This window comes from Streptomyces sp. NPDC002853 (assembly GCF_053591915.1).
The window spans coordinates 187,501-206,512 of sequence record NZ_JBSFUS010000009.1; the positions used below are offsets into that span (position 1 = coordinate 187,501).

Here is a 19,012-nt window from a genome sequence, read left to right on the forward strand (position 1 = left end):
CGGCCGCCGTGCTGCGGGCCGCCGGCGCGAGCACCTAGGCGCGGGGCGCCGCGTGGCCTAGGATCCGCCAGAACCGGGGTATTCCGGTGAGTTCAGGGGGAATTGGGGGGCTCCATCATGCGACTCCGTCCGGCGACCGTCCTGCTGCTGCTCGGCGCGCTCCTTGGAGGCACGGCTTCCGCGGGGGCCCACGCGGTCACCCCGCAGACCGGGTCCACTGCGACATCCGCTGCATCAACGACCGCAGCTTCGGCCGCGGCACCCGCTTCGACCTCGTACGCGACAGGAACCGTCACCGTCCGGACGGTGACCAAAGCAGCAGACGAGGCGCAGTCCAAGCCCAAGAAGAAGAAAAAGAAGAAGTCCAAGGGCGGGATCGGACTGATCTTCGGGATCATCGCTGTCATCGCGATCATCATCATCGTCCTGATCGCCGTCCGCCGCGTACGCAAGGCCCGGCACGGCCACTGAGCGACACCACCCGTAAGTCTGTCAATTGCCTTCCCTTGCCGCGAAGTTCACGGCTCAATACCAGGGTTGCCCTGCAGTCCCTTCCGACACCCTGGGGAGCCGACACATGTGCGAGGACGAACACCACCGGGCCAGAGCCGCCGACACACCCCTGAACCGGCGCGGTCTGCTCGTGACGGGAGCCGCCGCCGCGCTTACGTTGAACAGCGTGAGCTTCGCGAGCGCCGCAGGGCGTGAACCCGGAAGTGGCGACGAGACCAAGGTGGTGCGCGGCACGCTGCCCACCGGGTCACCCGACTTCGTGTACCTGCCGGTCGAAGTCCCGGACGGCGTACGGGAGATCCACGTCGCGTACACCTACGAGAAGGTCACCGTCCCGGCGGGCACGCAGGGCAACGCACTCGACATCGGCATCTTCGACCAGCGCGGCACCGCACTCGGCGGCAAGGGGTTCCGCGGCTGGTCGGGCGGCGCGCGCACCGAGTTCTTCATCCGCGCCGACGAGGCGACCCCCGGATACATCCCGGGCCCGGTCAAGGCCGGCACCTGGAACATCGCGCTCGGCCCCTACACCGTCGCACCCCAGGGCCTGCCCTACGAGGTCACGATCACCCTCAGGTTCGGGGCGCCCGGCAAGACGCCCAGGCCCACCTACCCGCCGGAGCGGGCGAAGGGGCGGGGCCGCGCCTGGTACCGCGGCGACTGCCACCTGCACTCCTGGCACTCGGACGGCAGGCGCACCCCGGCCGAGATCGCGGCGCTCGCGCGCGCCGCGGGCCTCGACTTCATCAACTCTTCCGAGCACAACACCCACTCCGCGCACGCCCATTGGGCCGACCACGCGGGCGACGACCTCCTCGTGATGCTGGGCGAGGAGGTCACCACGCGCAACGGCCACGTGGTCGCCCTCGGCACGGATCCCGGCACGTTCGTCGACTGGCGCTACCGCGCCCGCGACAACCGCTTCGGCAAGTACGCCCGCGAGGTCCGCGACGCGGGCGGCCTCGTCGTCCCCGCGCATCCGCACGCCACCTGCATCGGCTGCAACTGGAAGTTCGGCTTCGGGGAGGCGGACGCGGTGGAGGTGTGGAACGGCGCGTACACCCCGGACGACGAGATCTCCCTCGCCGACTGGGACAGCACCCTCGTCGCCGCCGTCCGCGGCCGCAAACCCTGGATCCCCGCCATGGGCAACAGCGACGCCCACCGCGACCCCGACCCCATCGGCACCCCCCAGACGGTGGTCCTCGCCGACGACCTGACCCGCGACGCCATCCAGGCGGGCATCCGCGCGGGCCACAGCTACGTGGCCGAGTCCAGGCACGTCTCGCTCAAGTTCACCGCCACCGGCGGCAGGGGCAAACAGGCGGGCATCGGCGACCGCCTCTACGTCGAACAGGACGCCCCCGTCACGGTCCGCCTGGACGTCACGGGAGCCCCCGGCTGCACGATCCGCTTCGTCACCGACCAGGGCGTGCTCTTCACCAGCCCCGCCCTCCCCGCCTCCGGAACCGGCACGGCGGAATGGCGCACGACGCCTTCGTACGCCGCGTACGTACGCGCCGAGGTCCGCCACCCCGCGACGGTACCGACCCTCCCGGGCCCGCTGACGGCCTTCACGAACCCGATTTTCCTGGGCCGGAGTTAAGCACCACGGAGCGGCCGCCCCTGCCTCCGACCGCCTCTGACCAGGGGCGGGGCGGCCCTCGCGGAAACCCCCGCATAAGGTCGGACGATCACCAGCACCCCCAGGAGAGCCGCCCCATGCCGTCCACCAAGCCCCGCCTCCTGCTCGTCACCGACCTCGCCTACGAGGCGCGGGGCCGCCGCTACTGCGACGAGGACATCGCGCTCGCCTCCCGCCTCCGCGAGGACTTCGACACGGCGCTGTGCCACCCGCTGGACGCGGCGGCGCTGATGGACTCCTTCGACGCGGTACTGATCCGCAACAGCGGCCCGGTCCTGAACCACCAGGCGGCCTTCGACGCCTTCCGCGCCCAGGCGCTCGCCTCGGGCACCCGCGTCCACAACCACCTGACCGGCGGCGCGGACATGGCGGGCAAGCAATACCTCGTCGACCTGACGGCGGAGGGCCACCCGGTGATCCCGACGGTCGACCGCCTCGCGGACGTGCACAAACTCCCGGACACGGCCGAGTACGTGGTCAAGCCCAAGCAGGGCGCGGACTCGATCGGCCTTGAGTTCCTCACTCGCACCGACCTGGAGACCCACGCCGGCCCCGACGGCTCGATCCTCGTCCAGCCCCGCATCGACTTCACGTACGAGGTGTCGTTCTACTTCGTCGACGACACCTTCCAGTACGCACTCCACGCACCGCACCCGGACAAGCGCTGGGCCCTGGAGCCCTACACGCCGACCCCCGCCGACCTGGCCTTCGCCCAGCGCTTCATCGACTGGAACACCATGGACCACGGCATCCAACGCGTCGACGCCTGCCGCACGCGTTCCGGAGAACTGCTCCTGGTCGAACTGGAGGACCTCAACCCGTACCTGTCCCTGGACCTCATCCCCCGGAACCACCGCGACGCCTTCATCACCAACCTGAAGGCGTCGCTGCAAAGGCTGCTGGCGGACTGAGGGGTCAGTCCGCGACCACCAGCGCCGGAGTGTCCCGCTTCAGGACCTCGCCCCGGAAGAACGCCGGGCTCTTGCGGCCCATCGCCAGCATGATGACCACGCCGAGCAGCAGCAGGCCCACGCCGATCACGAAGACCGAGCCGACACCGAAGACGGAGGAGCCGCTGCCGTAGGCGGGGTTCCACATGTCGATGAGGGTCTTGACGAAGACCGCGGTCAGCAGGATTCCGCCGAACACCGGGAAGAAGCCCTTGAAGGCGAAGTCGCGCGCGGACGAGAACAGTTCGCGCCGGAAGTACCACGCGCAGGCGAAGGCCGTCAGCGCGTAGTAGAAGCAGATCATGAGGCCGAGCGCGTAGATCGTGTCGACCAGGACGTGCTCGGAGACCAGGGTCATGACCGTGTAGAAGGCGCCGGTGGCGACTCCCGCGACGACGGTCGCGCGGCCCGGGGTCTTGAACCGGGGGTGCACGCGCGCGTAGGACGGCGGCAGTGCCTCGTACGTCGACATGGCGAGGACCGTGCGGGCCACCGGGATGAACGTGGTCTGCAGGCTCGCGGCGGCCGAGGCCAGCACGGCGACGAAGAGCAGGATGCCCAGGCCGCTGCCCATGATGGGCCCGGCGAGCGCGGCGAAGACGTTGTCGGACGTGTCCGGGTTGGCGAGGCCCAGACCCTTGTCGCCGGAGCCGACGGCCATCTGGGCGGCGATCCCGGTGGCGAGGTAGGAGCCGATCAGGACGACCATCGAGATGAGCGCCGCGCGGCCCGGGGTCTTCTCGCTGCCGGTGGTCTCCTCATTGGCGGTCAGACACGCGTCCCATCCCCAGAACATGAAGATCGACAGGGAGAGACCGGCCGTGAAAGCGCCGAAGGACTGGACGGAGAACGGGTTCAGCCACGACCAGGAGAAGTCCATGGATCCGGCGATGTCACCGCTGCGGGCCTTGCCCAGGGCCATCACGACGAAGAGCGCGAGGACCACGAGCTGCAGGCCGACCAGGAGGTACTGCACCCCCTTCGTGGCCGTCATCCCCCGATAGCTGATCGCCGTCGCCGCGGCGATCAGGGCCAGGCACGTGAGGATGTGGACGGCCTTGTTGTCGTCCAGGGCGGCCACCGAGTCGCTGCCCGTGATCTCGCCGGCCAGGAGCCAGAAGTACGAGGTCGCCACGCCCGCCAGGTTCGACAGGACGATGATCGTGGCGATGACGAGGCCCCAGCCGCACATCCAGCCGATCCGCGGCCCGAAGGCCTTGACCGTCCAGGTGAAGGACGTGCCGCAGTCCGGCATGGCCTTGTTGAGCTCCCTGTAGGCGAACGCCACCAGGAGCATCGGCAGGAAGCCCGCGAGGAAGACCGCGGGCATGGCCAGGCCGACCTCGCCGGCGGTGGAGCCGAGGGTCGACGTCAGGCAGTAGACGGGGGCGACGGTGGAGATGCCGATGACGGCGCTGCCCATGAGGCCGACGGAGTTCCCGCCGAGGCCTTTGGCGCGTACGCCCCCGTCGGGGGAGCCGTTTACCGTGTCTCCGGCCTGTGGCCGTACGTCCAACTGGGTCATGAACAGGACGTTAAGTCCTGCGGTTTCCACATGCGGAGGCCAGAGATCCGGATCTTATGGCTTGCAATCGACGGAGCAATCGGGGCAACCGCCATCGATTGAGCACCCGATAGCGGCGCACACTCATTCATTGCCAGGCAAAAGCCAGACCGTCCGGTATGCGGGAACCGTAGGCATGTCCGTTTTGCCCTAGTTCTAAATTTTCCCGTCCCGCTTTCCCCGTGTCACATGCCGGACGCCCTCGCTCTAGCCCGGCCACACGATCGACTGCAGTTCGCTGTACGCGTGCAGCGCGTACGACCCCACGTCGCGCCCCACCCCGCTCTTCTTGAAGCCGCCGAACGGCGCCTCCATGTTCCGGCCGATCGTGTTCACGCCGACCCCGCCCGCGCGCAGCCGCCGCGCCACCCGGAAGGCGCGGGCCACGTCGCCCGACCAGACGTAGTCGAGGAGGCCGTAGTCGCTGTCGTTGGCCAGCGCGATGCCTTCCTCCTCGTCCTCGAAGGGAACCACCACCACGACCGGCCCGAAGATCTCCTCCCTGACCACCCGCATGTCGTTCGTGCAGTCGGCGAGCAGCGTCGGGGCCACGTAGAAGCCGCGGTCCAGGCCCGGCCCCGCCGGGCGCTCGCCGCCCGCGACGACCCGCGCGCCCTCCTTGCGCCCCAGCTCCACGTACGACTCGATGCGGTCCCGGTGAGCCGCCGAGATGACCGGGCCGACGATCGTCCCCTTCTCCCGCGGATCCCCGACCTTCATGAAGCCGATGTAGCCCGTCAGCTTCTCGATCAGGGCGTCGTGGACCGCGCGGTGCACGATCACCCTGGTCGGAGCCGTACAGATCTGGCCGCTGTAGAAGGAGAACGTGGTCCCGATCCCCGCCACCGCCGAGTCCAGGTCCGCGTCGTCGAAGACGAGCGCCGCGCCCTTGCCGCCCAGCTCCATCAGCTGGCGTTTCATGTCGCGGCCGCACACCTCGGCGATCCGCTGCCCCACCGACGTCGAGCCGGTGAAGCTGACCATGTCGACGTCCCGGGAGTCGACGGCCGCCTCGCCCACCTCGGCGCGCGCGCCGCTCACCACGTTCACCACTCCCGGCGGCGCCCCGGCCTCCTCCAGGGCCGCCGCCATCCGGTACACGGACAGCGGGTCCTGCGGGGCGGGCTTCACGAGGACCGTGTTGCCCATGGCCAGGGCGGGCGCCACCTTGCCCGCCGGGTTGGCCCACGGGTTGTTGTACGAGGTGATGCAGGTGACGACGCCCACCGGCTGGCGGACGGTGAGCGCCCCCACGACGCCCGCCTTCCCCATCGGCCCGGCCTCGTTGATCTGCGGCGGAAGAGCCGCCTCGACCGGTTCGAGGGCGCCCTTCGCGTAGCGCCTGAAACGCGCCACGGACACCGCGACCTGCATGCCCCGAGCCGTGCCCGTCGTCGCGCCGCTCTCGGCCTGGGCGAGTTCCGCGTACGGACCCAGATCACGCTGCATGATCGACGCGGCCCGGTCCAGGACGGCGGCCCGCTCCTCCGGTGTCGTACGCGACCACGAGCCGAAGGCCTCCCGGGCGGCGCCGGCCGCCGCGTGCACCTGCTCGCGGCTCGCCTCGGGAGCGAGGCCGACGACGCCTTCGGTGGCCGGATTGACGACCTCGTAGTGACCACCGCCGGGTTCGATCCACTCGCCGCCGATGAACAGCCGCTGCTCCCGCGGGAGTTCGCCGCTCACTTGGTGCTCACCGTCCTGGTGTCGCGGCCCGAACGCAGCACCGTGCCGGGGGTCGCGCCCGTCACCCGGTCCTCGCGAATGGCCTCGACCCCGTTGACCCAGACGGCGTTGATGCCGATGGCCTTGGAGTCCAGGCGCGGGCTGTCGCCGGGCAGGTCGTGCACCAGCGTGGCCTTGCCCGCGTCGATCCGCTCGGGGTCGAAGAGGACGAGGTCGGCGTGGAAGCCCTCCTCGATACGGCCCCGCCCCCGCAGCCCGAAGAGCTGCGCGGGATCATCGGTGAGCATCTTCACCGCCTCCTCCAAACCGACCAGCTTGCGGCCGCGCAGACAGTCCCCGATGAACCGGGTCGTGTACGGGGCCCCGCACATGCGGTCCAGGTGCGCGCCCGCGTCGGAGCCGCCCAGCATGACGTCCTCGTGCTGCCAGGTCTCCTGGCGCAGGGCCCACGAGTCGGGGTCGTTGTCGGCGGGCATCGGCCACAGGACCGTACGCAGGTCGTCGTTGGCGCAGATCTCGACGAGGCACTGGAAGGCCTCCTGGCCGCGCTCGGCGGCGATGTCGGCGACGACGCGTCCGGTGAGGCCCTCGTTCTCCTTGGAGTACGTGTCCCCGATGACGTAGCGGTCGAAGTTCGCGAGCCGCCGGAAGACCCCGGCCTCCTTGCTGTCGGCGCGCCGCAGCATCTCACCCCGGACGTCCGGGTCGCGCAGCTCGGCGATGCGCTCGGGCACGGGCAGGCCGAGTACGTCTCCCCAGCCGGGGATCAGGTTCAGGGCGCAGAAGGTTCCGAGCGACATGTTCATGGGAGTGAGGATCGGCATGGTCAGGGCGACGATCCTGCCGCCCGACTCACGGGCGCGCTCACTGGCGGCCAGCTGGCGCGGGACGCGTTCGGGCACGGCGGCGTCGATGGTGAGGACGTTCCAGTTGAGCGGCCGCCCGGCGGCGGCGCTCATCTCGACGAACAGATCGATCTCGTCGTCGCTGAACTGATCCAGACAGCCCGCGACGATCGCTTCGAGCTGCGTGCCCTCGTGTTCGGCGACGGCCCGGCTGAGTGCGAGCAGTTCGGCGGGCTTCGCGTGCCGCGATGCCACCGGCTGCCCGTCGCCGTCGGAGTGCGTGGACGACTGTGTGGTGGAGAGCCCCCAGGCCCCGGCGTCCATGGCGTCGTGGAAGAGCCGCAGCATCTCGTCGAGCTGCCCGGGGGTCGGCTGCCCGCCCACCGCGTCGGCACCCATGACGTACCGCCGCAGCGCGCAATGCCCCACCATGAAACCGGCGTTGACGGCGACGCGCCCCTCCAGGGCGTCCAGGTACTCGCCGAACGAACTCCACGACCAGGGCGCGCCCTCTTCGAGGGCCACCAGGGACATGCCCTCGACCTTGGACATCATCCGCCGCGTGTAGTCGGCGTCCTCGGGGCGGTCGGGATGCAAGGGGGCAAGGGTGAACCCGCAGTTGCCGCCCGCGACGGTGGTGACGCCATGGTTCAGGGAGGGCGTCGCGTACGGGTCCCAGAAGAGCTGGGCGTCGTAGTGCGTGTGGGGGTCGACGAATCCGGGGGCGAGGACTCGGCCCTGGGCGTCTTCGCTGGTCGCGGCCTGCTCGGTGACTGCGCCCGGCTCGGCTATGACGGCGATGCGCCCGTCCCGGATGCCTACGTCGGCGGTGTATGCGGGGGCGCCGGTTCCGTCGACGACAGTGGCGCCCTTGATGAGGTGATCAAGCATGACGGTGCACGTCCCCTTCGGGGTAACGGGGGTGGGTGGGGAAGATGACGCCCGAGGGCGGAGAGGGGAACCCCGGCTTCCGTCCGGGAGGGGAAGCCGGGGCGGTCAAAGGGGGGTCAGGAAGACCCTGCCTGCCGGAAGCGCGAGGTCCGATGCACGGGGTCCGTGTCGATCTTCGGAATCACATGCTCACCGATCAACTTGATCGTGTTCTTCGTGTCCTCGGGCGAGATCCCGATCGGCAGCCCGAAGCTGAGCTGATCCGCCCCCGCCTGCTCCCACCGCTTGCACTGCGTGAGCACCTCGTCCGGGTCGCCGCAGATCATCAGCTCCTCGGCGATGAGCAGCTCGATGATCTCCTCGCTGTACTCGGGGAGCAGCTCGGGCCACTCGGGGATGCCCTCCGGCCGCGGGAAGGTGTCGTGGTAGCGGAACAGCAGGGACTGCAGGTAGTTCAGCCCGCCGCTGACGGCGATCTCCACTGCCTTCTTGTGCGTCTCGGCGCAGATCGCCGTGGAGGTCACCATGACGTTGTCGTTGACGAAGTCACCGACCGGTTCGGCTTCCTTCACGGCCGTCTTGTACGACTCGAGGACCCACTCCATGTCGGAGACCTTCTGCACGCTGAAGCCAAGGACCCCGAGCCCCTTCTTGCCTGCCATCGCGTACGAGGGCGGGGACCCGGCGGCGTACCACATGGCCGGGTGCGACTTCCCGTACGGCTTGGGCAGGACCTTGCGGGGCGGCAGCGACCAGTGTTTGCCCTGGAAGCCGACGTACTCGTCCTGGAGCCACATCTTGGGGAACTCGGCGATGGTCTCTTCCCAGAGTTCCTTGGTGTGGTTCATGTCGGTGATGCCCGGCATGAAGCCCAATATCTCGTGCGACCCGGCCCCGCGGCCCGACCCGAACTCGAAGCGGCCCTCGGAGAGGTGGTCGAGCATGGCGACCTTCTCGGCGACCTTGACCGGGTGGTTCACCGGGGCGAGCGGGTTGAAGATCCCGGAGCCCAGGTGGATGCGGTCGGTCGCGTGGGCGAGGTAGCCGAGGAAGACGTCGTTGGCGGAGAGGTGGGAGTACTCCTCCAGGAAGTGGTGCTCGGAGGCCCAGGCGTACTTGAAGCCGGACTTGTCCGCCTGGATGACGTACTCGGTCTCCTCGATGAGCGCCTTGTGCTCTGCTTCGGGGTCGACCTTGGCCCGCTTGGCGGGCACGTATCCCTGTACAAAGAGACCGAATTCCAAGGAGGTTCACCATCCTCGTGAGTATCTGCGAGTTTCTGACGAACCGTCAGATTGTGATGCGACGACTGTTCCACCGGCCGCCGGGACCGTCAATACCCGCGGCTCGGATGACTGACGTACCGTCAGTTCCACTGCACGGCGTCATACGACACTGACCCCCGCCAGCCACCCTCCGTCGATGACGAACGGCTGCCCGGTGATGTACGCCGAGTCGCCCCCGGTCAGGAAGAGCGCGAGCGCGGCCACCTCCTCGGGCCTGCCGATCCGGCCGAGCGGCACGAGCTTCTTGTAGAGCTCGGCGACGGCATCGCCCGCCTCGACGGGGTCTGCGGCCGGGTCGAGCTGCGCGGGATTGGTCATCGGGGTGTCGACGGCCCCCGGACACACGGCGTTGACCCGGATGTTCCGGGCCGCGAGCTCCAGCGCGGCGACCCGGGTCAGGCCGAGGATGGCGTGCTTGGTCGCGGCGTACGCGCCGACGTACGCCATCCCCGTCATCGCCGTGTACGAGGCGGTGTTCACGATGGTCCCGCCGCCGGCGGCCCCGATCTCGGGCGCGACATTGCGGATGCCGAGGAAGCAGCCCACCTGATTCACCTGGATGATCTGCTGGAACTCTTCGAGCGGAGTGCTGACCAGCTCGTTGAAGCGCAGGATCCCCGCGTTGTTCACGAGGCCGTCGATCTTCCCGAAGGCGTCCTTCGCGGCACCGACCGCCGCTGCCCAGTCGGCCTCCTGGCTGACGTCGAGGTGCACGTACTTGGCCACGTCACTGCCGAGCTCCTTGGCCAGGGCCTCGCCCTGGTCGTCGAGCACGTCACCGATGACGACCCGCGCCCCCTCGGCGACGAAGAGCCGCGCCTCCTGCTCGCCCTGCCCGCGCGCCGCACCGGTGACGATGACGACGCGACCGTCCAGCTTGCCCATACGAGTCTCCTCAGTCGAGTCGGTCGGGTTTTGGTCTCAGTTGAGATGCGGTGCGACCTCGGCGGCGAAGGCCGCCATCTGATCGGTGAGTTCGGTGCGGCCGCGGCTGCGGAAGCGCACCTGGATCTGCTGCACGCCCATCGCCCCGTACGCGCGCAGCGACTCGGCGAGGGCGTCCGGCTTCCCGCTCAGGGTGCGCCGCCCCACGGACCAGCCGGGCTCCCCCACGTACAGGGGCTCGGCGATCGCCCCCACGACGAGCGGGTCCTCGACCCCCGTCTCTTCCCTGAGCCGCTTGAGCGTGGCGATCTGCGCGGGCAGCTTGTCGCGCGGGTCACCCTGCGGCAGCCACCCGTCGCCGCGTACGGCGGCCCTGCGGACGGCGGCGGGCGAAGAACCGCCCACCCAGATGGGCACGCGGGCCTGGACGGGGCGCGGCTGCTGGCCGAGCCCGCTGAACTCGTACAGCTCGCCATGGTGCTCGGGATACTCCTCGGGCCCCAGAGCTGCCTTCAGGGCGTCGATGGTCTCGTCGAGCACGGGCCCGCGCCGCTCGAAGTCGGCGCCGACGGCGTCGAACTCCTCCTGCACGTGCCCGGCCCCGACACCGAGGATCAGCCGCCCGCCGCTGAGCCGGTCCAGGGTGGCGTACTGCTTGGCGGTGACGAGCGGATGCCGGAGCCCGACGACGGCGACGTGACTCATCAGCCGAACGTTCTCGGTGATCCCGGCGAGAAAGGAGAGTGTGGCCACCGGGTCGTACCAGACGGTGCTCATGGTGTCGGCGAGCCGCCGCGGAATGGCCACGTGATCACAGCCGGCGAGGTAGGCGAAGCCGCCGCGGTCGGCGGCGCGGGCGATCTCGGCAAGGTCATCGGCACTGGCGTCCGCCTCCCACGCCTCGGCGTAGATGACACTCTGCGACTGAATCGGAAGCTGCATCCCGTAGACCAGCCGCCCCTGCGGAAAAACCTGCGCCAACGCATCGGCAACCATGAGACCCCAACCCCTCACCTTGACCTGACGGTTCGTCATCTACGGCAACGGCACTCATCGTCGTAGCTGACGACCCGTCAGGCAAGGGGTGGGAGGGGACTGTCCGGGGGGCGGGGCGGGGCTGCTCGCGGAAAAGGGAGCGGAGGCCGCAACCCGTGGAACAAGGGGCCACAAGCCACCGCCCACGCCCGTCCGACAAGGGGCAAGCCACCGCCCGCCAGCCGACGGGCCGTAAGCCGCCGCCCACCAAGCACCGACCCGAAGGCGACCGCCCGCCAGCCGACGGGCCGTAAGCCGCCGCCACCCGCCGGGCTAAGGCCGCAGGCCACCGCCCACGCCCGTCCGACAAGGGGCAAGCCACCGCCCGTCAGGCAACGAGCCGCAGGCCACCGCCCACCAAGCACCGACCCGAAGGCGACCGCCCGTCAGCCGACGAGCCGTAAGCCGCCGCCACCCGCCGGGCTAAGGCCGCAGGGCGAAGGCCGCCGGGCGAAGGCCGCACGGCCACCGCCCACGCCCGCCAAGCCACAAGCCGCAGGCCACCGCCCGCCAAGCACCAGCCCGAAAGCGACCGCCCCCAGGCAACGAGCCGTAAGCCGCCGCCGGGCGAAGGGCCGCAAGCCACCGCCCACCCCCGTCGAACAAGGGGCCACAAGCCGCAGGCCACCGCCTGCCAGGGCCAGCGGCCTGCGGACGGCACCCCCGCCCTCAGGCCAGCGGCCAGCGGTCAGCGGCCGACGCCCATGCCGTCTATGCCCCCGGCCCCGCCCACAGCCCGTCCGCCGTCAGACCGAGCAGGTCGATCGCGTTGCCCCGCACTATCCGGTCCACGACGTCCGGTGCGAGGTGGCCCATCTGGGACTCCCCCACCTCCCGCGACTTCGGCCAGGTCGAGTCGGAGTGCGGGTAGTCGGTCTCGTACAACACGTTCCCGACCCCGATCGCGTCGAGGTTCTTCAGGCCGAACGCGTCATCGAAGAAGCACCCGTACACGTGCTCGGTGAAGAGCTCGGACGGCGGCCGGTGCACCTTGTCGGCGACCCCGCCCCACCCCCGGTTCTCCTCCCAGACGACGTCAGCCCGCTCGAGGATGTAGGGAATCCACCCGATCTGCCCCTCCGCGTACATGATCCGGAGATTCGGGAAGCGCTCGAACTTGCCGCTCATCAGCCAGTCGACCATCGAGAAGCAGCAGTTGGCGAAGGTGATGGTGGACCCGACGGCGGGCGGCGCGTCCGCGGACGTGCTCGGCATCTTGCTGCTGGACCCGATGTGCATGGCGATGACCGTGCCGGTCTCGTCGCACGCGCGCAGGAAGGGGTCCCACTCGTCGGTGTGGATGGAGGGGAGCCCCAGGTGGGGCGGTATCTCGGAGAAGGCGACGGCACGCACCCCGCGAGCGGCATTGCGGCGGACCTCGGCGGCGGCGAGCTCGGCGTCCCAGAGCGGAATGAGGGTGAGAGGGATGAGACGACCCCGCGCCTCGGGCCCGCACCACTCCTCCACCATCCAGTCGTTGTACGCGCGGACACCGAGCAGGCCCAGCTCACGGTCCTTCGCCTCGGTGAACGTCTGCCCGCAGAAGCGGGGGAACGTGGGGAAGCAGAGGGCGGACTGGACGTGATTGACGTCCATGTCGGCGAGCCGGTCGGGCACGCTGAAGGAGCCGGGCCGCATCTGCTCGTACGTGATGACCTCGAGCTTGATCTCGTCCCTGTCGTAGCCGACGGCGGTGTCGAGGCGGGTGAGGGGCCGGTGCAGGTCTTCGTACACCCACCAGTCACCTATGGGCCCGTCGTCCCCTTTCGCCCCCATCACCGGAGCGAACTTCCCACCCATAAAGGTCATTTCCTTCAGCGGCGCCCGGACGACACGCGGCCCGCTGTCGCGGTACCGGGCCGGGAGCCGGTCCCGCCAGACATGGGCGGGCTCAACGGTGTGGTCGTCCACCGAGATGATCCTCGGGAACGTCGGCAAGGTCTCAGTGGTCTCCATGCGTTCCACGGTAGCGCTGATCTGACGACCCGTCAGCTCCCTGTTCGTCATCCGTCGCGCCCCCATCCGCCATCCGTCAGCTCCCTGCCTGCCATCCGTCAGCTCCCTGCCTGCCATCCGCCGGCGATCGACCGACCGCCCATCGGCGACCGACCGACCGTCCATCTCCCGTCCATTACCGGCCGCCGAGTGCGTGGGCCCTGTGAGAGCCGTCTCGCACGGCTGACGTATCTGCCATGAACAAGGCAAACTGGCGGGGTGCAAGAGCCGGGTGCAAAACCCGGTCCGAAAACGGAACCAGGCAAAGAGCGACAATCGCGGGCAGGGCAGACCCGCGGCGCACGACCAGGCACGGAGACGGCCGGGTACGTCAGGGCAGCAGGGGGAGCGATGGACGGTGTACCGCGAGTACCGGACCAGCGGCGTCCGGCCCCGGGGAACGCCCCCGAGGAACTGAGACCGCACTTCAGCGTGCTCGGCCCCGTACGCGCATGGCACGGCGCCGAGCAGCTGTCCATGGGCTCCCCGCAACAGCGCGCGCTGCTCGCGGCGCTCCTGTTGCGCGCCGGGCGCACGGCCACGGCACACGAACTGATCGACGCGCTGTGGGGCGACGAACCGCCTTCGCAGGCCCTGGCCGCGGTCCGTACGTACGCGTCCCGCCTGCGCAAGGTGCTGCCCGCCGGAGTCCTGATCAGCGAATCGGGCGGGTACGCCATCGCGGTGGCCGACGGCGCACTCGACCTGGCCCTCGCGGAAGACCTCTGGGCGGAAGCGGAGAAGGCACGCGGCGTCGCCGACCTCTGCCAGGCCCGCTCCCTGGTCAACAAGGCGCTGAGCCTCTGGGACGGCGAACCCCTCGCCAACGTCCCCGGCCCCTACGCGGAAACGGAACGCACCCGCCTGGAGGAATGGCGCCTCCAGCTCCTGGAATCCCGCCTGGACATGGACCTGGAGGTCGGCTGCCACGCGGAGGCCGTCTCGGAACTCACGGCCCTCACGGCGGCGCACCCCCTGCGCGAACGCCTGCGCGAACTCCTGATGCTGGCGCTGTACCGCAGCGGACGTCAGGCGGAGGCCCTGGCGGTGTACGCGGACACGAGGCGCCTCCTCGACGACGAACTGGGCGTGGACCCGCGCCCCGGCCTGAAGGAACTCCAGCAGCGGATCCTCCAGGCGGACCCGGCACTGACGGAACCCTCGGCGGCGGCCCCGGAACCAGCGGCGGCAGTCGTACGCCCCGCCCAACTCCCCGCCACAGTCCCCGACTTCACCGGCCGCGCCTCCTTCGTGGCCGAACTGAGCGAGATCCTCTCCGCGGCCGAGGGCAGGGTGATGGCGGTCTCGGCGCTCGCGGGCATCGGAGGCGTCGGCAAGACGACCCTCGCCGTCCACGTCGCCCACGTGGCACGCACACACTTCCCCGACGGACAGCTGTACGTGGACCTGCAGGGCGCCGGCGCGCGAGCGGCGGAGCCGGAAACGGTGCTCGGCGCGTTCCTCCGCGCCCTGGGCACACCCGACTCGGCGATCCCGGACTCCCTGGAGGAGAGAGCGGCGCTGTACCGCTCGGTCCTCGACGGCCGCAGGGTCCTCGTGGTCCTGGACAACGCCCGCGACGCGGCCCAGGTACGACCCCTGCTCCCGGGCATGGAAGGCTGCGCGGCGCTGGTGACGAGCCGCATCCGGATGGTGGACCTGGCGGGCGCGCACCTGGTCGACCTCGACGTGATGTCCCCCGAGGAAGCCCTCCTCCTCTTCACCCGCATCGTCGGCGAGGAGAGGGTCACGTCAGAGCGGAAAGCAGCACTGGACGTGGTCGCGGCCTGCGGCTTCCTCCCGCTGGCGATCCGTATCGCGGCCTCGCGCCTGGCGGCCCGCCGTACGTGGACGGTGTCCACCCTCGCCGCCAAGCTCGCGGACGAGCGCCGCCGCCTGGACGAACTCCAGGCGGGCGACCTCGCGGTCAAGGCCACGTTCGAACTGGGCTACGGCCAACTGGAGCCGGCCCAGGCACGGGCCTTCCGCCTCCTCGGCCTGGCGGACGGCCCGGACCTCTCCCTCGCCGCGGCCGCGGCGGTACTCGACCTGCCGCTGGAGGAGACGGAGGACCTGCTGGAAATGCTGGTCGACACGTCCCTGGTCGAATCAGCGGCCCCCGGCCGCTACCGCTACCACGACCTGGTCCGGCTCTACGCGCGTGCGTGCGCGGAACGTGACGAACTCCCGTCGAGTGAGCGCGAGGCGGCGATGTCCCGGTTGCTCGACTTCTACTTGGCGACGGCGGCAGGCGTCTATGCGTTGGAGCGCCCCGGTGATCGCCTCGTGGACCACCTGGCGTCGACCAAGTACGCCGGCCTCGTGTTCGACGACCGGCACAAAGCGCTCGGCTGGCTCTACACCGAAGCGAACTGCCTGCTCGCATGTGCCCAGCAGGCCGCACGGGGTACGAGCCTGCAGCGTGCGGTCGACCTGCTCTGGGCATCGCAGGACCTCGCCGAATCCGGCGCCAACTCCAAGCAGTACGAGGCCGTCGCCCTGTCCGCGCGTGACGCGGCCCAAACCGCCGGTGACGCCCGCACGGAGGGCCGCGCGCGGACGACGATCACCAACGTCCACCTGGTGGCCGGACGGTACGACGACGCCGACGAAGAAGCCCGCCTCGCGGCGCTGCTCGCCACGGCGGCCGAGGACCCGACCCCGGTCTACTGGGCATCGAACGACCGCGGCATCATCGCCCTGAACCAAGGCCGCTACACGGACGCGGAAGAGCATCTGCTCCGGGCGATACAGGGCGCTCGCGCGGACGACAGCCCCCCGAACGAGGCGAGCGCCCTGTGCAACCTCTCCCGCATGCACCTGTTCATGGGGCACACGTCACGCGCCATCGAACTCGCCCAGCAGGGCATCGACATCTACGACCGCATCGGCCACACCCTGCGCCTCGCCAACGCCCAGTACGCACTCGGAATCGCGCTCACCCAGGCCGGCCGCCACTCCGAGGCGCTTGAACAGCTCGCCGAGGCCCTGCACAAGTTCGAGACGAACCGCCAGCGCTTGTGGGAGGGCACTGCCCACTTCCGCATCGCCCAGGCCCATCTGGCCGCCGAGCGCTCGGCGCAGGCGGCCCAGCACGCGGAACAGGCCCTCGCCATCGGCTGCATCGGCGGTGACCGGACACGTGCTCATGTCCTGACGACCCTGGGCAAGACCCTGGAGCGCCTCGGCCAGACGGACCGCGCGCGGGCCTGCTGGCTCGAGTCGCTCTCGCTGTACGAACAGTGCGGTGCGGCCGAAGCGGCCACGGTGCGCGGCCTGTTGTCCCCTCTTTCCGCAGCCTGAGCCGCCGCATCGGCGGCGTTCATCGATTGTTTATGCCCACCATGCATGCTGAAAGCAGTCGATCCGTCGCGTCGGGGGGCAGACGGGTCGCCGGAAGCTCACCGCTCGGGTGAGCGTTCCACCCGCCCCCTGTCCGGCGGTCCTCGGGGGAGTCGCCGGACAGGGGCGTTCTATATAGTTGCCCGCCGCCGACACCCCAGGAGTTGACAGCTATGAGCGACGCAGCGAAGAAGAAGGACCCCATCACCACGCAGGGCGACCACCACAGCCCCGCCCCGCCCGCGGACGGCACCGTCACCACGCAGGGCGACCACCACAGCCCGGCCCCGCCCGCGGACGGCGCCGTCACCACGCTGGGCGACCACCACAGCCCGGTCCCGCCCGCGAAGGACTGAAGACTCACATCCCGACGGGGGAACGATCGGCCGCGGCGGCGCGGAGGGGGAGCCGCCGCGGCCGACGCCTGTCGGGAGCGGCCACGGCCGACGCGTGTGCGGAGCGGCCGCGGCCGACGCGTGGCCAGAGCTGCCGCAGCCGACGCGTGTGCGGAGCGGCCGCGGCCAGCGCATGCCCGGAGCCGCCGCAGCCGACGCCAGTCCGGAGCGGCCGCGGCCGACGCGTGGCCGGGGCCACCGCGGCCGACGCGTGGCCGGAGCGGCCGCGGCTGACGCACGCCCAGAGCCGACCCGGACCAATTGCAGCCGCCAGTCGGCCGGCACACCCAGCCCTTCACTCCCTCCCCCTCGGCAGTGACGACGCGAGGCGTCTGCCTCTACGTCTGCCTCTGCCTCTACCTCTACCTCTACCTACGCGGCAGCCAACTCGCACCACACGTACTTACCTCCGCCACCGCCTCCACCCGGACTACCGGGACCACCGGGACCACCGGGACCACCGGGACCACCGCCTCCACCGGGACCGTCACCCGTCCCTGCGAGGGCGTACCACCCCCACCCGTCGGAACACGTCCGCACCAGAGCCAGCCCGCGCCCCTCCTCCGCGTACGCGGAGACGACGTCCGGCGGCGGCTCCGGAGGCGTCGGGTCGCCGTCCCACACCCCGATCCGCAGCACTCGCCCAGCCCATCGGAGCCGCAGCGCGGCAGGTCCCTTCGTATGTCGGAGAGCGTTGCTGACCAGCTCCGTCGCCACCAGCTCGGCCACCTCGACGAGGTGCGGCAGGCCGTGCGCGGCGAGGATGAGGCGGAGGGTCCGGCGACTGATCGTGACGGCACGGAGGTCGTGGGGGACGTAGAGCGTGTACTCCCAGGGTTCGTCCGGCGGGGCGCAGTTCGCGGCACAGCTCGTGGCAGGTCTCGTTTCGGGCATGGGGGTACTCCTGTTGAGGTGAGGGAGGAGCGAGAGACGTCGAGGAGCACTGCGGGGACACACGGTGGCCGTGCCGCAACCGCCAAGGCGTGACGGGACGGTGCACTTCCGGGGGCCCACGGTTTCGCAGGGTATGCGATGCATCACTGACGGTAGGGGTTACTAGTAACCCTGGTCAAGCCATTCGCGTACGCTGGGTAGTCGTCAACTGACGGGAGCGCAGGGGCAGATGCCAGCGCGAAATTTGATCACGGCAAGACAGGTGCGCCTGGCCGCGGAGTTGCGCAAGCTCCGGGAAAGGGCAGGACTCTCCGTTGGCGAGGCCGCCCGGCTCCTGGGGATCGCGCCGACGAAGCTGTCCAATACCGAGTCCGCCCAGGTGGGCGTAAGCCCGGAGCGCGTGCGGCACTTCGCCTGCCAGTACGCATGCAGCGACGCGGCGCTGGTGGATGCATTGGCAGCCATGGCCGGCGAACGTGGGCGCGGCTGGTGGGAGGAGTACCGCGCGCAACTACCGACGGGCTTCCTCGACCTGGCGGAACTGGAGCGAAGCGCCCGCTACTTGAACACGATCGAGATCGCACACATACCAGGGCTGTTGCAGACGGAGGAACAGGTCCGGGCGATCTTCGCCTACTCGATCCCCGAACTCCCCACCGGCGAACTGGAAACTCGCGTGGCCTATCGCCTGCGAAGGCAGTCGATCCTCCACGAGGACGACGCACCTCCGTACGAGGCAGTCGTGCACGAGGCAGCCCTCCGCATCAAGGTCGCCGACCGGGTTGTCGCTCGACGCCAGTTGGCGCACATCCTGGAGATGTCACTGAGGCCAGGGGTGACCGTGCGAGTCATCCCCTTCGACGTGGACGGCTTCGCCGGGGTCGGCTACCCCATGCTGTACGCGGGTGGCCCGGTCCCGCAGCTCGACACCGTGCTCCTGGACTCCGTACACGGGGTGGCGTTCCTGGACGGCGAGTCGCAGCTGGACCGGTATCGCGCCCTCTTCCGCAAGGTGCAGCGCTCGGCACTCGACGACGTAGGGTCGAGGGAGCTCATCCACCGACTGGCCAAGGAAGTGTGAGGGAC

14 protein-coding genes are annotated in these 19,012 nt (G+C 70.1%); 6 read left to right on the forward strand and 8 right to left on the reverse strand.

Annotation, left to right across the window (positions count from 1 at the left end; all coding sequences use genetic code 11):
* The first annotated feature begins 117 nt into the window (after window positions 1–117).
* The 3 genes from ACWD02_RS25420 (at window position 118) to ACWD02_RS25430 (ending at window position 3,069) form a co-directional block, all read left to right on the forward strand.
* Window positions 118–471, forward strand: coding sequence for a hypothetical protein (locus tag ACWD02_RS25420; RefSeq protein ID WP_451214731.1), 354 nt, complete (start codon window positions 118–120; stop codon window positions 469–471).
* Window positions 472–577: 106 nt separating this feature from the next.
* On the forward strand, window positions 578–2,119 hold the full coding sequence (locus ACWD02_RS25425; RefSeq protein ID WP_451214732.1) for a CehA/McbA family metallohydrolase: 1,542 nt from the start codon (window positions 578–580) through the stop codon (window positions 2,117–2,119).
* A 116-nt stretch (window positions 2,120–2,235) separates the two neighbouring features.
* On the forward strand, window positions 2,236–3,069 hold the full coding sequence (locus tag ACWD02_RS25430) for a hypothetical protein (protein WP_451214733.1): 834 nt from the start codon (window positions 2,236–2,238) through the stop codon (window positions 3,067–3,069).
* A 4-nt stretch (window positions 3,070–3,073) separates the two neighbouring features.
* Here the strand turns inward: ACWD02_RS25430 and ACWD02_RS25435 are convergent, their stop codons facing one another.
* The 7 genes from ACWD02_RS25435 to ACWD02_RS25465 form a co-directional block, all read right to left on the reverse strand.
* Window positions 3,074–4,633 carry an APC family permease gene (locus tag ACWD02_RS25435; protein ID WP_451214734.1) on the reverse strand — a complete coding sequence of 520 codons (1,560 nt, stop codon included), beginning with the start codon at window positions 4,631–4,633 and terminating at the stop codon, window positions 3,074–3,076.
* 246 nt (window positions 4,634–4,879) lie between these two features.
* Entirely contained in the window at window positions 4,880–6,358 is a 1,479-nt protein-coding gene (locus tag ACWD02_RS25440) for an aldehyde dehydrogenase family protein (RefSeq protein WP_451214735.1), read from the reverse strand.
* A complete protein-coding gene (locus tag ACWD02_RS25445; protein WP_451214736.1) occupies window positions 6,355–8,094 on the reverse strand; it encodes an N-acyl-D-amino-acid deacylase family protein in 1,740 nt (579 codons plus the stop codon). The genes ACWD02_RS25440 and ACWD02_RS25445 overlap by 4 nt, the downstream gene beginning before the upstream one ends.
* 116 nt (window positions 8,095–8,210) lie before the next feature.
* A complete protein-coding gene (locus ACWD02_RS25450; RefSeq protein WP_451214737.1) occupies window positions 8,211–9,338 on the reverse strand; it encodes an LLM class flavin-dependent oxidoreductase in 1,128 nt (375 codons plus the stop codon).
* Window positions 9,339–9,479: 141 nt separating this feature from the next.
* Complete coding sequence (locus ACWD02_RS25455) at window positions 9,480–10,265, reverse strand: SDR family NAD(P)-dependent oxidoreductase (RefSeq protein ID WP_451214738.1); 786 nt, start codon at window positions 10,263–10,265, stop codon at window positions 9,480–9,482.
* A gap of 36 nt (window positions 10,266–10,301) precedes the next feature.
* Window positions 10,302–11,261 carry an LLM class F420-dependent oxidoreductase gene (locus ACWD02_RS25460; protein ID WP_451214739.1) on the reverse strand — a complete coding sequence of 320 codons (960 nt, stop codon included), beginning with the start codon at window positions 11,259–11,261 and terminating at the stop codon, window positions 10,302–10,304.
* Between the two features lie 750 nt (window positions 11,262–12,011).
* Window positions 12,012–13,238 carry an amidohydrolase family protein gene (locus ACWD02_RS25465; RefSeq protein WP_451214993.1) on the reverse strand — a complete coding sequence of 409 codons (1,227 nt, stop codon included), beginning with the start codon at window positions 13,236–13,238 and terminating at the stop codon, window positions 12,012–12,014.
* Between the two features lie 408 nt (window positions 13,239–13,646).
* Between ACWD02_RS25465 and ACWD02_RS25470 the strand changes: the two genes are divergently transcribed.
* Both ACWD02_RS25470 and ACWD02_RS25475 read left to right on the forward strand, forming a co-directional pair.
* Window positions 13,647–16,598 (forward strand): AfsR/SARP family transcriptional regulator, encoded by a 2,952-nt coding sequence (locus tag ACWD02_RS25470; protein ID WP_451214740.1) that lies wholly within the window; start codon window positions 13,647–13,649, stop codon window positions 16,596–16,598.
* A 212-nt stretch (window positions 16,599–16,810) separates the two neighbouring features.
* Window positions 16,811–16,993 carry a sigma-like protein gene (locus ACWD02_RS25475; protein WP_451214741.1) on the forward strand — a complete coding sequence of 61 codons (183 nt, stop codon included), beginning with the start codon at window positions 16,811–16,813 and terminating at the stop codon, window positions 16,991–16,993.
* A 411-nt stretch (window positions 16,994–17,404) separates the two neighbouring features.
* Here the strand turns inward: ACWD02_RS25475 and ACWD02_RS25480 are convergent, their stop codons facing one another.
* Window positions 17,405–17,926 carry an ATP-binding protein gene (locus ACWD02_RS25480; protein WP_451214742.1) on the reverse strand — a complete coding sequence of 174 codons (522 nt, stop codon included), beginning with the start codon at window positions 17,924–17,926 and terminating at the stop codon, window positions 17,405–17,407.
* Between the two features lie 229 nt (window positions 17,927–18,155).
* Between ACWD02_RS25480 and ACWD02_RS25485 the strand changes: the two genes are divergently transcribed.
* Window positions 18,156–19,007: a helix-turn-helix domain-containing protein gene (locus ACWD02_RS25485; RefSeq protein WP_451214743.1), complete on the forward strand. Its 852-nt coding sequence runs from the start codon at window positions 18,156–18,158 to the stop codon at window positions 19,005–19,007.
* Window positions 19,008–19,012: the final 5 nt, after the last annotated feature.

Bases quoted from the DNA above. Each gene is read 5' to 3' on its own strand.
- ACWD02_RS25430 (WP_451214733.1), top strand. From the start codon at position 2,236: ATGCCGTCCACCAAGCCCCGCCTCCTGCTCGTCACCGACCTCGCCTAC.
- ACWD02_RS25475 (WP_451214741.1), top strand. From the start codon at position 16,811: ATGAGCGACGCAGCGAAGAAGAAGGACCCCATCACCACGCAGGGCGAC.
- ACWD02_RS25445 (WP_451214736.1), bottom strand. From the start codon at position 8,094: ATGCTTGATCACCTCATCAAGGGCGCCACTGTCGTCGACGGAACCGGC.
- ACWD02_RS25420 (WP_451214731.1), top strand. From the start codon at position 118: ATGCGACTCCGTCCGGCGACCGTCCTGCTGCTGCTCGGCGCGCTCCTT.
- ACWD02_RS25455 (WP_451214738.1), bottom strand. From the start codon at position 10,265: ATGGGCAAGCTGGACGGTCGCGTCGTCATCGTCACCGGTGCGGCGCGC.
- ACWD02_RS25470 (WP_451214740.1), top strand. From the start codon at position 13,647: ATGGACGGTGTACCGCGAGTACCGGACCAGCGGCGTCCGGCCCCGGGG.
- ACWD02_RS25460 (WP_451214739.1), bottom strand. From the start codon at position 11,261: ATGGTTGCCGATGCGTTGGCGCAGGTTTTTCCGCAGGGGCGGCTGGTC.
- ACWD02_RS25485 (WP_451214743.1), top strand. From the start codon at position 18,156: ATGCCAGCGCGAAATTTGATCACGGCAAGACAGGTGCGCCTGGCCGCG.
- ACWD02_RS25425 (WP_451214732.1), top strand. From the start codon at position 578: ATGTGCGAGGACGAACACCACCGGGCCAGAGCCGCCGACACACCCCTG.
- ACWD02_RS25480 (WP_451214742.1), bottom strand. From the start codon at position 17,926: ATGCCCGAAACGAGACCTGCCACGAGCTGTGCCGCGAACTGCGCCCCG.
- ACWD02_RS25435 (WP_451214734.1), bottom strand. From the start codon at position 4,633: ATGACCCAGTTGGACGTACGGCCACAGGCCGGAGACACGGTAAACGGC.